A 14,579-nucleotide genomic window follows, 5' to 3' on the forward strand; every position below is an offset into this window, starting at 1 on the left:
AGCGCTAAATCTGATGTTTTTTGAGCAATGCGCGCAACTGGTGATAGGTCAGCCCGAGTAATTCCGCCGCCCGTTTCTGATTAAATTTTGCCTGTTCCAGACTGGTTTGCAGCAGCTCTTTCTCCTGTTGCTGCTGAAACGCACGTAAATCGAGGGGCAGCGAAGGACCCGTTGCTGCGGTTTCAGCGGCAGGGGGCGTTGGCGCGTGGCGTTTAAATGGGTCGATCACAATCTCATCCAGCGGCGTTTCGCTGGTGCCATGCCGGTATACCGAACGTTCGACCACGTTTTTTAATTCGCGGATATTTCCCGGCCAGGCGTAGTTCAGCAGCGTCTCTCTGGCATACGCTGTAAATCCGGGGAACAGCGGCAGACGAATTTCCCGGCACATCTGAATAGCAAAGTGTTCCGCCATGAGCATGATATCCGCCTGACGTTCGCGCAGCGGCGGCAGTTGCACCACGTCGAACGCCAGTCGGTCGAGCAAATCAGCCCGGAAGGACCCTTCGTTAACCATCGACGGAAGATCCGCATTGGTCGCACAAACCAGACGGACGTTTACCTGTAATGGCTGACTGCCGCCGACGCGCTCGAGCTCGCCGTACTCAATCACTCTGAGCAGCTTTTCCTGTACCAGCATTGGGGCGGTGGCGAGTTCATCCAGGAACAGCGTGCCGCCGTCGGCCCGTTCAAAACGTCCGGGATGGCGCTTTTGCGCGCCGGTAAACGCCCCGGCTTCATGACCGAACAGTTCACTGTCGAGTAAATTTTCATTCAGCGCCGCGCAGTTAAGCGAAATAAACGGCCCCTGCCAACGAGAGGAGAGATAATGCAGACGGTTGGCAATCAGTTCCTTACCGGTACCGCGCTCGCCGATAATCAGTACCGGTTTGTCCAGCGGTGCGAGGCGGGAAACCTGCTCCAGTACCTCCAGAAAGCTGTTGGCTTCCCCTAACAAATTATCTTTGTATTCTGCCATGATGAATTTCGCCACATGTTAGTGTATTTCACCACTTTACTCTGTTTTCTCGTCGAGGTAAAACCGTACATCTCAATATAAATCAATAAATTAAAAAGTTGGCACGCGGATTGTATTAGAGAATCAGCAGGGCATCGCCCGACATCAGAAAAATGTGAGGATAGAATTATGGGTATTTTTTCTCGTTTCGCCGACATCGTGAATGCCAACATCAACGCACTGCTCGAGAAAGCGGAAGATCCGCAGAAGCTGGTTCGTCTGATGATTCAGGAAATGGAAGATACGCTGGTTGAAGTGCGTTCCAATTCGGCACGTGCGCTGGCGGAAAAGAAACAGTTATCACGCCGCATCGAACAGGCGACGGCTCAGCAGGCAGAGTGGCAGGAGAAAGCGGAGCTTGCGCTGCGTAAAGAGAAGGACGATCTGGCCCGCGCCGCGCTGATCGAAAAACAGAAGTTGACCGATCTGATTGGCAATCTGGAGCATGAAGTGACGCTGGTGGACGATACGCTCACGCGCATGAAAAAAGAGATTGGCGAGCTGGAGAACAAACTCAGCGAAACCCGTGCCCGTCAGCAGGCGCTGACGTTGCGCCATCAGGCCGCAAGCTCATCCCGTGACGTGCGTCGTCAACTGGACAGCGGTAAGCTGGATGAAGCGATGGCGCGCTTTGAATCTTTCGAGCGTCGCATCGACCACATGGAAGCGGAAGCTGAAAGCCACAACTTTGGCAAACAGAAAACGTTGGATCAGCAGTTTGCCGACCTGAAAGCGGATGATGAAATCAGCGAACAACTGGCGCAACTGAAAGCCAAAATGCAGCAAGACAAGCAATAATAATACCTGGCGGCGCCCGAACGCGCCGCCGCTCATCACCTGTAAGGAGACCTCATGAGCGCGCTATTTCTGGCCATTCCGTTAACCATCTTCGTGCTGTTTGTGTTACCGATTTGGCTATGGCTGCATTACAGCAACCGTTCCAGTCGCGGAGAATTATCGCAAAGCGAACAGCAACGTTTAGTTCAGTTGACCGATGACGCGCAGCGCATGCGTGAACGTATTCAGGCGCTGGAAGATATTCTCGATGCGGAACATCCGAACTGGAGGGATCGTTAATGGGCGGCATTGATCTGAACAAAAAATTATGGCGTATTCCGCAGCGGGGCATGCTGCGAGGCGTGTGCGCAGGGATCGCGCAGTATCTGGATGTGCCGGTAAAACTGGTGCGTATTTTAGTGGTGTTGTCGATCTTCTTCGGGCTGGCCTTTTTTACCCTGGTCGTCTACATCATTCTGGCATTTGTGCTTGATCCGATGCCGGATAACCTTGCCGCAGGCGAGCAGCAACCGTCCAGCGGTGAGCTATTGGATATCGTCGATAAAGAACTGGCGGCGGGGGAGAAACGCTTACGTGAAATGGAGCGTTATGTCACCTCGGACACGTTTACTTTGCGTAGCCGTTTCCGTCAATTGTAAGTCATTAAGAGAGCTGAGATGAATAATCGCTGGCAACGCGCCGGGCAAAAGGTAAAACCCGGTATGAAAATAGCAGGTAAGCTGGTGCTTCTGACTGCGCTACGCTACGGCCCCGCGGGTGTCGCAGGGTGGGCAGTAAAATCCGTCACCCGTCGTCCGCTAAAAATGTTGCTGGCGTTGGCTCTGGAACCGTTTTTAAGCCGTATGGCGGCGAAAATTTCAAAACGTTATTCTGGAAGTTAATTTCCATTGCCTTCTTTTTAACAATTAAATCACATCCTGGTTATTAATTTGCGGCAGCTCACAAATCGATTGTTGAGCTGCTAAAATTCTATTAATTCCTGCTTTTAACCTCTTTCACTGCATTGACAGTTAATTTCCTCGAGAGTAGTCTTTTTTGCCATGGGACCGCTACCACGGAAAAACAAAGTGAACCGAAAAATTAAGGAATGCCTCAGCGCCGTCTATGGCGATACATGGACAGGGCTTCACGATGGGTCATTAAAAATGCGCATGGAAAGGGCGCGTAAGATTATTAATAAAAAGCGTAAACCTCATTGGGATGAAAGTGATGTGGTGCTCATTACGTATGCCGATCAATTTCATAGCGAGAAAGAAAAACCGCTGCCAACCTTTAATCAGTTCTGGACGCGCTGGTTTTCCTCGGTATTCTCACATGTTCACCTTTTGCCATTTTACCCCTGGTCATCAGATGATGGCTTTTCGGTTATTGATTACTATCAGGTGTCTCCCGAAGCCGGCGAGTGGAATGATATTAGTGAGTTAAACCGCTCCTGTTGTTTGATGTTTGATTTTGTTTGCAATCATATGTCAGCAAAAAGTGACTGGTTTGAACGGTATTTGCGGCAAGCTCCTGGATACGAAAACTTTTTTATTGAGATGGACCCAGAAACTGATTTACATGCAGTAACGCGTCCACGGGCATTGCCGTTATTAACACCGTTTACCATGCAAGATAAATCCGTTCGTTATTTATGGACGACATTTAGCGAAGACCAGGTTGATCTCAACTACAGTAACCCGGACGTGCTACTTGCCATGATTGACGTACTGCTGACCTACCTGGAACACGGAGCCGATTATGTACGTCTGGATGCCGTTGGCTACATGTGGAAAACACCGGGTACGACCTGCATTCATCTGGAAAAAACGCATCAACTGATCAAGCTGTTTCGCGCGCTGGCAGATGAGGTTGCCCCCGGCACGGTCATCATTACTGAGACCAATGTCCCGCACAAAGACAATGTTTCCTATCTGGGTAACGGGCATGACGAAGCACATATGGTTTATCAGTTCTCTTTGCCGCCACTTGTCCTGCACTCCCTGCATCGCCAGGATTGCCGGGTGCTGTGCCAATGGGCGCAGTCATTATCATTGCCTTCGACAGAGACCACCTGGTTCAACTTTCTGGCTTCGCATGATGGCATTGGATTGAATCCACTGCGCGGGCTGTTAGCGGAAGACGATATTCTGACACTGGTGACGGATCTGCAGAAAGAAGGGGCCTTAGTGAACTGGAAAAATAATCCAGATGGCACCCGGAGTCCGTATGAATTAAATGTGACCTGGATGGATGCGTTAGGCCATCAGGATGACAGCGATGAAGAACGTCTTGCCAAATTTATTCTCACCCATGTTCTGCTATTAACCTTCCCTGGCGTTCCTGCGATTTATATTCAGAGCATTCTGGGGTCGCGCAATGACTACGAAGGCGTCGAAAAACACGGTTATAACCGGGCTATTAACCGAAAAAAATATGAGCAAAAATCAATTGAACAGGAATTGATGACTGAAGGTTCTCTTCGTCATGAGATTTATCAGGCGTTGTCCCGATTAATTGTTATTCGCAGGGGTAATAAGGCGTTTCATCCCGAGAGCATGTTTGATATTCGCTGTCTGACACCTTCTGTTCTGCGGATTATTCGCTCGGCCGATGAACATGAAAAAATCAATGCACTTTTTAATTTTAGCGATCGCCAACAAATCATTGATGCCGGTATTTATACGGGCGTTGATTTAATTAGCGGAGTGAGTGTTTCCGGAGAGACATTAACACTGCAACCCTGGCAGGTTATGTGGATTAAAAAATAAAAAGGAATATCTGATGATCAAAACTAAAATGGTGCTGTTATCAGCACTGGTTTCCTGCGCCCTGATTTCTGGTTGTAAGGACGATAAACCCGCCCATGTTTCAATTGAGTTTATGCACTCTTCTGTGGAACAGGAGCGCCAGGCCGTTATTACCACGCTGATTAAACGCTTTGAAAAAGCGAACCCGGATATCAGTGTTAAACAGGTTCCGGTTGAAGAAGATGCCTATAACACCAAAGTTATTACGCTGGCGAGAAGCGGGTCGCTACCGGAAGTGATCGAAACCAGTCATGACTATGCCAAGGTCATGGATAAAGAGCAGTTAATCGATCGGGATGCGGTGGCGAACGTCATTCAGAAGGTCGGGGAAGATATCTTCTACGATGGCGTATTGCGCATCGTTCGTACCGAAGATGGCAGCGCGTGGACAGGGGTTCCGGTGAGCGCCTGGATCGGCGGTATCTGGTATCGTAAAGACATCCTTGCTCAGGCGGGACTGGATGAACCGAAAAACTGGGAAACGCTGCTTGCCGCTGCGCAAAAACTCTATGATCCGGCGCATAAAAAATATGGCATTGCCCTGCCGACTGCAGAAAGCGTGCTGACGGAGCAATCTTTCTCGCAGTTTGCCTTATCCAATAATGCCAACGTCTTTGATGCCCAGGGCCACATCACGTTCAACACGCCTGAAATGAATCAGGCGTTGGGATATTACCGCGATCTGGCCGCCACCACGATGCCGGGCTCTAACGACATCATGGAGGTGAAAGATGCCTTTATGAATGGTACTGCGCCGATGGCGATTTATTCCACCTACATTCTCCCCGCGATAATTAAAGAAGGGGATCCCCAGAACGTGGGCTTTGTGGTTCCGACCGAAAAGACAGCGGCCGTTTATGGCATGTTGACCTCACTGACGATCACGAATGGGCAAAAAGAAGAGGAGACGGCGGCAGCCGAGAAGTTTGTCGCGTTTATGGAACAGGCAGACAACATCGCTGACTGGGTAATGATGTCGCCGGGCGCTGCGTTGCCGGTCAATAAGGAGGTCGTAAAAACCCAAACCTGGCAAAACAACAGCGTGATTAAAGCGTTAGGTGAGCTCCCGGCACAACTCATTGCTGAGCTACCGAATATTCAGGTTTTTGGCGCGGTAGGGGATAAGAACTTCACCCGTATGGGGGACGTCACCGGTTCTGGCGTGATAAGCACGACGGTACATAACGTGACGGTAGGCAAAGCCGATCTCCCGACAACGCTTCAGAAAAGCCAGCAAAAACTGGATGCCCTGGTAGGGCAGCGTTGATGGGTAAGAGGAACGTCGTTATGGCCCGATTATTCTCCGGTCGCTCCGATATGCCCTTTGCGATGCTATTGCTGGCACCCAGTTTGATTCTGTTGGGTGGCCTCGTGGCATGGCCGATGCTATCGAATATTGAAATCAGCTTTCTGCGCCTGCCGCTGAATCCGCGTATCAACGCCACGTTTGTTGGGGTCGCGAATTACGTTCGCATCCTTTCCGATCCGGATTTCTGGCATTCGTTGTGGATGACGGTCTGGTATACCGCGCTGGTGGTGACGGGCAGTACCGTGCTCGGACTCGGGGTGGCGATGTTCTTTAATCGCGAGTTCCGGTTACGCAAGACGGCGCGCTCACTGGTGATTCTCTCTTATGTCACGCCGTCTATCTCGCTGGTCTTTGCCTGGAAGTACATGTTCAACAGCGGATACGGCATCGTGAACTATCTGGGAGTCGATCTGCTGCATTTGTACGATCAGGCCCCCTTGTGGTTCGACAATCCCGGTAGCAGTTTCGTGCTGGTGGTGCTGTTTGCCATCTGGCGCTATTTCCCGTACGCCTTTATTTCGTTTCTGGCAATTTTGCAGACCATCGATAAATCGCTCTATGAAGCGGCCGAAATGGATGGCGCAAATGCCTGGCAGCGTTTTCGTATCGTCACGCTGCCCGCCATTATGCCGGTCCTGGCGACGGTGGTTACCCTGCGTACCATCTGGATGTTTTATATGTTTGCCGATGTGTATCTGCTGACGACAAAGGTCGACATTCTCGGGGTGTATCTCTACAAAACAGCGTTTGCTTTTAATGATTTAGGTAAAGCTGCAGCCATTTCCGTCGTGCTTTTTATCATTATTTTCGCCGTCATTTTACTGACCAGAAATAGGGTGAACCTCAATGGCAACAAATAAACGCAGACTCGGACGCGTGGGCTTTTATTGTGGCCTGATTGTGTTTTTGATCATCACATTGTTTCCCTTTTTTGTGATGTTAATGACGTCGTTCAAAAGCGCGAAAGAAGCGATTTCATTGCACCCGACATTGCTGCCGCAAGAGTGGACGCTTGAGCATTACATCGACATTTTTAATCCACTGATTTTTCCGTTTATTGATTACTTTCGTAACAGCCTGCTGGTCTCCGTTGTGTCATCGGTGGTGGCGGTATTCCTGGGCACGCTCGGTGCCTACGCGCTGTCCAGACTGCGTTTTAAAGGGCGGATGACCATCAATGCCAGTTTTTACACCGTCTACATGTTCTCCGGTATTTTGCTGGTGGTCCCGCTGTTCAAAATCATTACCGCGCTGGGCATTTACGACACAGAAATGGCCTTGATTGTCACCATGGTCACCCAGACGTTGCCGACCGCCGTATTCATGCTGAAAAGTTATTTCGACACGATTCCGGATGAGATTGAAGAAGCAGCGATGATGGATGGGCTGAATCGCCTGCAAATCATCTTTCGCATTACCGTGCCGCTGGCGATGTCCGGACTGGTATCGGTTTTTGTCTACTGCTTTATGGTGGCCTGGAACGATTATCTGTTCGCCTCGATCTTTCTTTCCAGCGCCAGCAATTTCACGTTGCCGGTGGGCCTGAACACCCTGTTCAGTACGCCGGATTACATCTGGGGGCGGATGATGGCGGCGTCGCTGGTGACGGCATTACCGGTTGTCATTATGTATGCGCTTTCGGAACGGTTTATTAAGAGTGGTTTGACCGCGGGTGGCGTGAAGGGCTAAAGCGGCCAGTTTAAACAAGGAGTGGTAAATGAAGAAGTTAGTCGCAACAGAACCGCGCGTCGCGGCGCTGGTAGAGTATGACGATCGCGCCGTCATGGCGAATGAGGTGAAAATTCGCGTGCGGTTTGGCGCACCGAAACACGGTACGGAAGTGGCGGATTTTCGCGCCGCCAGTCCGTTTATTGATGAAGATTTTAATAGCGAATGGCAAATGTTTATGCCGCGTGCGAAAGACGCGCCGCGCGGTATTGAGTTTGGTAAGTTCCAGCTCGGCAATATGGTCGTTGGCGACATTATCGAGTGCGGGAGCGACGTCACTGACTATGCCATTGGTGATAGCGTCTGTGGTTACGCCCCTTTAGCCGAAACGGTCATTATTAACGGCGTCAATAACTACAAACTCCGCAAGATGCCGCAGGGGGCGAGCTGGAAAAACGCGGTGTGCTACGACCCTGCTCAGTTTGCGATGAGCGGCGTGCGTGATGCCAACGTGCGGGTAGGTGATTTCGTCGTCATCGTTGGTCTTGGCGCGATTGGGCAGATAGCCGTCCAGTTGGCAAAGAAAGCTGGCGCGTCGGTAGTCATCGGCATCGATCCGATCGCCCATCGTTGTGATATCGCTCGCCGCCACGGCGCGGATTTCTGCCTGAATCCGATGGGTACTGATGTCGGTAAAGAGATCAAAATGCTGACCGGTAAGCAGGGGGCGGATGTCATCATCGAAACCAGCGGCTATGCCGACGCGTTGCAGTCCGCGCTACGTGGTCTGGCTTATGGCGGCACTATCTCTTATGTCGCGTTTGCCAAACCCTTTGCCGAAGGTTTCAATCTCGGGCGCGAAGCCCATTTCAATAACGCCAGAATTGTCTTCTCGCGCGCGTGCAGCGAGCCGAACCCGGACTATCCGCGCTGGAGTCGCAAACGTATTGAGGAGACCTGCTGGGAACTGCTGATGAATGGTTATCTTAACTGTGAGGATCTTATCGACCCGGTGGTGACCTTTGCGGCTAGTCCGGAAAGCTATATGCAGTATGTCGACAGACATCCGGAACAGAGCATCAAAATGGGCGTCACATTTTAAGCGTAAAGGAAGACGAGCAATGAAAATCGGCACACAGAATCAGGCATTTTTCCCGAAAAATATTCTGGAGAAGTTTCGCTATATCAAAGAGATGGGTTTTGATGGCTTTGAGATCGACGGCAAATTGCTGGTTAATCACCTTGATGAAGTCAAGGCTGCCATTAAAGAAACGGGTCTGCCAGTCACGACCGCCTGCGGTGGTTATGATGGCTGGATCGGCGATTTCATCGAAGAGCGTCGTCTGAACGGATTACAGCAGATCGAACGCATTCTTGAAGCGCTGGCGGAAGTGGGTGGGCAGGGCATCATTGTGCCTGCGGCATGGGGAATGTTTACCTTCCGTCTACCGCCAATGACCTCGCCGCGCAGTCTGGCTGGCGATCGCAAAGCAGTCAGCGACTCGCTACGTTACCTTGACAGTGTGGCAGCACGTACCGGTACCACCGTATATCTCGAGCCGCTTAACCGTTATCAGGATCATATGATCAACACGCTGGCGGATGCGCGTCGGTACATTGTGGAAAACAATCTGAAGCACGTAGAGATCATCGGCGATTTCTACCACATGAATATCGAAGAAGATGATATGGCGAAGGCGCTGCACGATAACCGCGATCTGCTGGGACATGTGCATATCGCGGATAATCATCGCTATCAACCGGGCAGCGGCAGCCTGAACTTCAGCATGCTGTTTGATCAGTTGCGCGAAGATAACTATCAGGGCTACGTGGTGTATGAAGGGCGGGTGCGGGCAGAAAATCTGCCGGAAGCCTACCGTCAGTCATTGGCCTGGTTGCGTACCTGCTAAGAGGTTGCCGTGAAAAGTGCAATGACTCGTTCTCCGCTTCGTGTTGCCATCATTGGCGCCGGACAGGTAGCGGATAAAGTTCATGCTTCGTACTACTGCACCCGCGAGGATCTGGAACTGGTGGCTGTCTGTGACAGCCGCCGTTCTCAGGCGCAAACGCTGGCAGATAAATACGGTAATGCGCAGGTCTGGGACGATCCGCAGGCGATGCTTCAGAAGGTAAAGCCCGATATCGTCAGCATCTGTTCACCGAATCGTTTTCATTACCAGCATACTTTGCTGGCACTGGAGGCCGGTTGTCACGTGATGTGTGAGAAACCGCCAGCGATGACCCCGGATCAGGCGCTGGAGATGCGTAATACCGCGCGTCGTATGGGTAAAGTACTGGCTTATGATTTCCACCATCGGTTCGCGCTGGATACGCAGTTACTGCGTGAGCAGGTCATGGCGGGCGTTCTCGGTGAAATCTACATGACCAACGCCAGAGCGCTGCGTCGCTGCGGCGTTCCCGGATGGGGGGTTTTTACCAATAAAGCGCTGCAGGGCGGCGGGCCGCTGATCGATCTTGGTATTCACATGCTGGATGCTGCGATGTATGTGCTGGGGTTCCCAATGGTGAAACGGGTCTGGGCCCACAGTTTTCAGAAAATTGGCACACAGAAAAATTGTGGCCAGTTCGGTGAGTGGGATCCGACGACCTATACCGTAGAGGATTCTCTGTTTGGCACCGTCGAGTTCCACAACGGCAGCATTCTGCGTCTTGAAACCTCCTTTGCGTTGAATATCCCCGAACAATCCATCATGAATGTGAATTTTTGTGGTGACAAAGCGGGGGCAACGCTGTTCCCGGCGCAGGTCTATACCGATAAGGGCGGCGAACTGGAGACGCTATTTGCCCGCGAATGTGCAGACGATCAGCGTCATTTTCGCAGTATGGAAGCTTTCGTGAATCATGTTCGCGGTGAGCCGGTCATTATCGCGGACGCCGAACAGGGATGGCTGATCCAGCAACTGGTGGCGGCGCTGTATCAGTCTGCAGAAACAGGGATGTGTGTTGAATTATGAGTAAGCCAGTTACGTTATCCGAATCGGGTTTTTGTCCGCACAGCCTGAATAAATATGCCTCACTACTGGCGACAGGTAATGGTTACCTGGGGTGTCGAGCCAGCCACGAAGAAGCTTATACCCATCAAACGCGTGGGATGTATCTGGCCGGGTTGTATCACCGGTCCGGGAAGGGGGAAATCAATGAACGGGTGAACCTTCCGGACGTTATTGGCGTCGACATCTTCCTGAATGGTGAGCTTTTCTCGTTGCTCAGCGGAACTCTCGAAAGCTGGCAGCGAGAGATCGACTTCGCTACCGGCGAGTTAACGCGTTCGCTGATCTGGCGTGCGCCTGACGGGGCGCGTTTCGCCATTGAGAGTCGACGCTTTGTCTCAGCAGAGCAATTGCCACTCCTGGCGACGACGTTGTCGATTACCCCGCTCGACAGCGATGCCATAATTGCGTTATCGACCGGCATTGACGCAACAATCACCAACCATGGTCGCCAGCATCTGGATGAAACGCAGTTGCGGGTGTTCGGCCAACATCTCCTGCAAGGGATTTACACCACTCAGGATGGTCGAAGTCATGTCGCTGTTTCCACACATTGCCGCGTCAACGGTGATGCGCAGTCCTGCTTTACAGCAAAAGAACGGCGGCTGATGCAGCACACCAGCTCGTTGATGAAAGCAGGGGAATGCCTGACACTGGAAAAACTCACGTGGGTGGACTGGACCACAGAGTGCGATGTCTCACTGGAAAGCTGGGGGCAAAAGGGGATTCTGCACCTGAATGCCTGCGTGGGGCTGGGTTATGACGCGTTACTGGCGCAATCCGCCGCCAACTGGCAGCGCTGGTGGCAGCATTGTCGAGTAGAAGTGAATAGCGTAAACGCAGACGATCAGCGTGCGCTGGACTTCGCCCTGTATCATTTACGGATTATGACGCCTGCCCATGATGAGCGTTGTAGCATCGGCGCGAAGGGGATGACCGGTGAAGGTTATAAAGGACACGTTTTCTGGGATACCGAAGTCTTTCTGCTTCCTTTTCATCTGTTCACTTACCCTGACGTCGCGCGGAATTTGTTGCGCTACCGTTGGCATAATCTGGCCGGGGCGCGGGAAAAAGCGCGAATCAACGGCTGGCAGGGGGCGCTGTTTCCGTGGGAAAGCGCGCGCAGCGGTGATGAAGAGACGCCGGAGTTCGCGGCGATCAACATTCGAACCGGATTGCGTCAGAAGGTGGCCTCTGCGCAGGCGGAACATCATCTGGTGGCCGATATTGCCTGGGCCGTTGTGGCGTACTGGCAGGTCACAGGCGATGAGCAATTTATGTCCCATGAAGGACTAACGCTTTTACTGGAAACGGCACGGTTCTGGCTGAGCCGTACAACGGAAGTGAAGGGACGACTTGAGAACCATGATGTCATTGGCCCGGATGAATACACCGAACACGTGAATAATAACGCCTTCACTAACTATATGGCGTATTACAACGTCGAGCAGGCACTGCATTTTGCCCGTCGCTATGGTTGCACGGACGACGCGTTTATTCATCGTGCCGAGCATTTTCTCCAGTTCTTATGGCGACCAGAGGTTCTGGCAGATGGCATTTTACCGCAGGATGATACGTTTCTCAGCAAACCGGCTATTGATCTGAGCGCGTACAAGACAACGGCGGGCAAGCAGACGATCCTGTTGAATTACTCGCGGGCGGAAGTCAATGAACTGCAAATTCTGAAGCAAGCGGATGTGGTCATGCTGACCTATATGCTCCCGGAGTTGTTCACAGCGGAAGTTTGCCTCAACAATCTCCATTTCTACGAAGCGCGCACCATACATGATTCCTCTTTAAGTAAAGCGATCCACGGGATCGTGGCGGCACGCTGTGGCAACCCAGAACAGGGTTATCAGTTCTGGCATGAAGGCGCGCAGATCGATCTTGGCGACGATCCGCACAGTTGCGACGACGGTATCCACGCGGCGGCAACGGGGGCCATCTGGCTGGGGGTGATTCAGGGATTTGCGGGGCTGAGCGTACGTAACGGTGCACTGCACCTCGATCCGGCGCTGCCAGAGGGATGGAAAAAACTGACGTTCCCTCTGTACTGGCAGGGAAGCGAGATGATGATTTCGCTCAGCAAAAGTCACGTGACGATAAGCAGTTCACGACCGGTTACGCTGTGGCTTAATGCAAAGCCAATCATTATTGACGGTGAATACAAACTCGCATTTCCTGACATGATTTTGCCTGTTTTTGGGACCGCTACCACGGAAAGGGGAAAAGAATGAAACCACAGGCAATAGTGTTTGATCTTGATGGGGTCATTACCGATACGGCACATCTGCATTTTCTTGCCTGGCGAGAGGTGGCTGCTGAATTGGGAATCGTGATTGATGAGGTGTTCAACGATCGCCTGAAAGGCATCAGTCGTGGTGAGTCGCTGCTGCGTATTTTGCGTCACGGTGGAAAAGAAGGGGTATTCACCCAGGCGGAACGGGAGCAGATCGCCGCGCGTAAAAATGCGCTTTATGTTGACTCGCTGCGCTCACTGAGGCCGGAGGCGGTACTGCCGGGAATTAAGGAACTGCTGACTACGCTGCGTACGGAACAGATAAAAACCGGACTGGCGTCAGTGTCACTGAATGCGCCCGCGATCTTACAGGCGTTGCAAATGACATCGTTATTCGATTTTTGCGCCAATGCCGCGCTGATCCGCCGTTCTAAACCGGATCCGGAGATTTTTCTCGCGGCGTGCAACGGTCTGCACGTTAATCCGCGAGCATGTATTGGAATAGAGGATGCGCAGGCGGGGATTGAGGCGATTAATGCCAGCGGAATGCGTTCGGTGGGTATTGGATCCACCTTAACCGGCGCAGATTTGCTACTTCCGACAACGGAATTTTTGACGTGGCCGCGCTTATCGGCTTTCTGGCAACTCGACAAGTAAAGGAATCAACATGGCACAGCTTTCGTTGCAGCATATACAGAAAATTTATGACAACCAGGTGCATGTGGTTAAAGACTTCAATCTGGAAATTGAAGACAAAGAATTCATCGTGTTTGTCGGCCCGTCGGGATGCGGAAAATCAACCACGCTACGAATGATTGCGGGGCTTGAGGAGATCAGCGCCGGCGAACTGTTGATCGACGGCAAGCGGATGAATGATGTGCCCGCAAAGGCGCGCAATATTGCAATGGTCTTCCAGAACTACGCGCTGTATCCGCACATGAGTGTCTATGACAACATGGCGTTCGGTCTGAAGATGCAAAAGATTGATCCCGGCGTTATTGACGAACGCGTCAACTGGGCAGCGCAGATTCTTGGTTTACGGGAGTACCTCAAGCGCAAACCTGGCGCATTGTCGGGCGGGCAACGCCAGCGTGTTGCGCTGGGCCGGGCCATTGTGCGTGAAGCTGGCGTGTTTCTGATGGATGAGCCGCTCTCTAATCTCGACGCCAAACTCCGTGTCCAGATGCGCGCAGAGATCAGCAAACTACACCAGAAGTTGAATACCACCATGATTTACGTCACGCACGACCAGACAGAAGCCATGACCATGGCGACGCGGATTGTGATCATGAAAGATGGGATCGTCCAGCAGGTTGGAGCGCCCAAAATGGTTTATAACCATCCCGCAAATATGTTTGTTGCAGGTTTTATCGGTTCTCCGGCAATGAATTTTATCCGTGGTGCGATTGACAGAAATAAATTTGTTACGGAAACCCTTAAATTAACCCTTCCGGAAGACAAATTACGGATATTAAAAGCGAAGGGTTATGAACATAAAGCTGTCGTGCTGGGGATCCGCCCGGAGGATATTCACCCTGGAATACAAGAAGAGAATAGCGTGACAGCAAAAATAAGCGTGGCGGAACTGACCGGCGCAGAATTTATGTTGTACAGCACGATTGGGGGGCACGAGCTGGTGGTCCGTGCCGGGTCTGTTAATGACTATTATGCAGGAGACAATATCACCATCCATTTTGATATGGCGAAATGCCATTTCTTTGACGTAGAGACGGAATTCGCTATTTAA

General features: G+C 51.7%; 15 protein-coding genes. 14 read left to right on the forward strand and 1 reads right to left on the reverse strand.

All coding sequences use genetic code 11. The annotated features are described in order from the left end of the window. Positions 1-4 precede the first annotated feature (4 nt). A complete protein-coding gene (gene pspF, locus JTI98_RS14765; protein ID WP_044267222.1) occupies positions 5-979 on the reverse strand; it encodes a phage shock protein operon transcriptional activator in 975 nt (324 codons plus the stop codon). A gap of 168 nt (positions 980-1,147) precedes the next feature. On the opposite strand from pspF, the gene pspA reads away from it, so the two are divergent. From pspA to JTI98_RS14835, 14 genes are all read left to right on the forward strand, one after another. Beyond that, positions 1,148-1,816: a phage shock protein PspA gene (pspA, locus tag JTI98_RS14770; protein WP_043000554.1), complete on the forward strand. Its 669-nt coding sequence runs from the start codon at positions 1,148-1,150 to the stop codon at positions 1,814-1,816. Positions 1,817-1,870: 54 nt separating this feature from the next. Then, positions 1,871-2,095, forward strand: coding sequence for an envelope stress response membrane protein PspB (pspB, locus tag JTI98_RS14775; RefSeq protein WP_042318763.1), 225 nt, complete (start codon positions 1,871-1,873; stop codon positions 2,093-2,095). Then, complete coding sequence (gene pspC / locus JTI98_RS14780; RefSeq protein WP_216081426.1) at positions 2,095-2,454, forward strand: envelope stress response membrane protein PspC; 360 nt, start codon at positions 2,095-2,097, stop codon at positions 2,452-2,454. Before pspB ends, pspC begins: the two co-directional genes overlap by 1 nt. 18 nt (positions 2,455-2,472) lie before the next feature. Further along, positions 2,473-2,697, forward strand: a complete 225-nt coding sequence (pspD, locus tag JTI98_RS14785; RefSeq protein ID WP_216081427.1) for a phage shock protein PspD — start codon at positions 2,473-2,475, stop codon at positions 2,695-2,697. Between the two features lie 159 nt (positions 2,698-2,856). Next, complete coding sequence (locus tag JTI98_RS14790; protein ID WP_305852752.1) at positions 2,857-4,566, forward strand: sugar phosphorylase; 1,710 nt, start codon at positions 2,857-2,859, stop codon at positions 4,564-4,566. 13 nt (positions 4,567-4,579) lie between these two features. Further along, entirely contained in the window at positions 4,580-5,872 is a 1,293-nt protein-coding gene (locus tag JTI98_RS14795; RefSeq protein ID WP_104446497.1) for an ABC transporter substrate-binding protein, read from the forward strand. A gap of 20 nt (positions 5,873-5,892) precedes the next feature. Further along, positions 5,893-6,774, forward strand: a complete 882-nt coding sequence (locus JTI98_RS14800) for a carbohydrate ABC transporter permease (protein WP_043000559.1) — start codon at positions 5,893-5,895, stop codon at positions 6,772-6,774. Further along, positions 6,761-7,603 carry a carbohydrate ABC transporter permease gene (locus tag JTI98_RS14805; RefSeq protein ID WP_044267167.1) on the forward strand — a complete coding sequence of 281 codons (843 nt, stop codon included), beginning with the start codon at positions 6,761-6,763 and terminating at the stop codon, positions 7,601-7,603. The genes JTI98_RS14800 and JTI98_RS14805 overlap by 14 nt, the downstream gene beginning before the upstream one ends. Before the next feature lie 28 nt (positions 7,604-7,631). Beyond that, the gene (locus JTI98_RS14810) at positions 7,632-8,684 is read left to right on the forward strand and encodes a zinc-binding alcohol dehydrogenase (protein ID WP_216081429.1); all 1,053 of its coding nucleotides are present in this window, start codon (positions 7,632-7,634) and stop codon (positions 8,682-8,684) included. Between the two features lie 19 nt (positions 8,685-8,703). Next, positions 8,704-9,492, forward strand: coding sequence for a sugar phosphate isomerase/epimerase (locus JTI98_RS14815; RefSeq protein ID WP_216081430.1), 789 nt, complete (start codon positions 8,704-8,706; stop codon positions 9,490-9,492). A gap of 9 nt (positions 9,493-9,501) precedes the next feature. After that, a complete protein-coding gene (locus JTI98_RS14820; RefSeq protein ID WP_156595193.1) occupies positions 9,502-10,557 on the forward strand; it encodes a Gfo/Idh/MocA family protein in 1,056 nt (351 codons plus the stop codon). Then, positions 10,554-12,830, forward strand: a complete 2,277-nt coding sequence (locus JTI98_RS14825; RefSeq protein ID WP_216081431.1) for a glycoside hydrolase family 65 protein — start codon at positions 10,554-10,556, stop codon at positions 12,828-12,830. The genes JTI98_RS14820 and JTI98_RS14825 overlap by 4 nt, the downstream gene beginning before the upstream one ends. Further along, entirely contained in the window at positions 12,827-13,489 is a 663-nt protein-coding gene (pgmB, locus tag JTI98_RS14830; RefSeq protein WP_216081432.1) for a beta-phosphoglucomutase, read from the forward strand. The genes JTI98_RS14825 and pgmB overlap by 4 nt, the downstream gene beginning before the upstream one ends. 10 nt (positions 13,490-13,499) lie before the next feature. Then, on the forward strand, positions 13,500-14,579 hold the full coding sequence (locus JTI98_RS14835; RefSeq protein WP_216081433.1) for an ABC transporter ATP-binding protein: 1,080 nt from the start codon (positions 13,500-13,502) through the stop codon (positions 14,577-14,579).

Origin of the sequence: Citrobacter sp. MGH 55 (genome assembly GCF_016906145.1) — a bacterium.
GTDB classification, from domain to species: domain Bacteria; phylum Pseudomonadota; class Gammaproteobacteria; order Enterobacterales; family Enterobacteriaceae; genus Citrobacter_A; species Citrobacter_A amalonaticus.

Excerpts from the sequence above, each read along its gene's own strand:
- pspF (WP_044267222.1), bottom strand. The coding sequence starts at position 979 with ATGGCAGAATACAAAGATAATTTGTTAGGGGAAGCCAACAGCTTTCTG.
- pspA (WP_043000554.1), top strand. The coding sequence starts at position 1,148 with ATGGGTATTTTTTCTCGTTTCGCCGACATCGTGAATGCCAACATCAAC.
- pspB (WP_042318763.1), top strand. The coding sequence starts at position 1,871 with ATGAGCGCGCTATTTCTGGCCATTCCGTTAACCATCTTCGTGCTGTTT.
- pspC (WP_216081426.1), top strand. The coding sequence starts at position 2,095 with ATGGGCGGCATTGATCTGAACAAAAAATTATGGCGTATTCCGCAGCGG.
- pspD (WP_216081427.1), top strand. The coding sequence starts at position 2,473 with ATGAATAATCGCTGGCAACGCGCCGGGCAAAAGGTAAAACCCGGTATG.
- JTI98_RS14790 (WP_305852752.1), top strand. The coding sequence starts at position 2,857 with ATGGGACCGCTACCACGGAAAAACAAAGTGAACCGAAAAATTAAGGAA.
- JTI98_RS14795 (WP_104446497.1), top strand. The coding sequence starts at position 4,580 with ATGATCAAAACTAAAATGGTGCTGTTATCAGCACTGGTTTCCTGCGCC.
- JTI98_RS14800 (WP_043000559.1), top strand. The coding sequence starts at position 5,893 with ATGGCCCGATTATTCTCCGGTCGCTCCGATATGCCCTTTGCGATGCTA.
- JTI98_RS14805 (WP_044267167.1), top strand. The coding sequence starts at position 6,761 with ATGGCAACAAATAAACGCAGACTCGGACGCGTGGGCTTTTATTGTGGC.
- JTI98_RS14810 (WP_216081429.1), top strand. The coding sequence starts at position 7,632 with ATGAAGAAGTTAGTCGCAACAGAACCGCGCGTCGCGGCGCTGGTAGAG.
- JTI98_RS14815 (WP_216081430.1), top strand. The coding sequence starts at position 8,704 with ATGAAAATCGGCACACAGAATCAGGCATTTTTCCCGAAAAATATTCTG.
- JTI98_RS14825 (WP_216081431.1), top strand. The coding sequence starts at position 10,554 with ATGAGTAAGCCAGTTACGTTATCCGAATCGGGTTTTTGTCCGCACAGC.
- pgmB (WP_216081432.1), top strand. The coding sequence starts at position 12,827 with ATGAAACCACAGGCAATAGTGTTTGATCTTGATGGGGTCATTACCGAT.
- JTI98_RS14835 (WP_216081433.1), top strand. The coding sequence starts at position 13,500 with ATGGCACAGCTTTCGTTGCAGCATATACAGAAAATTTATGACAACCAG.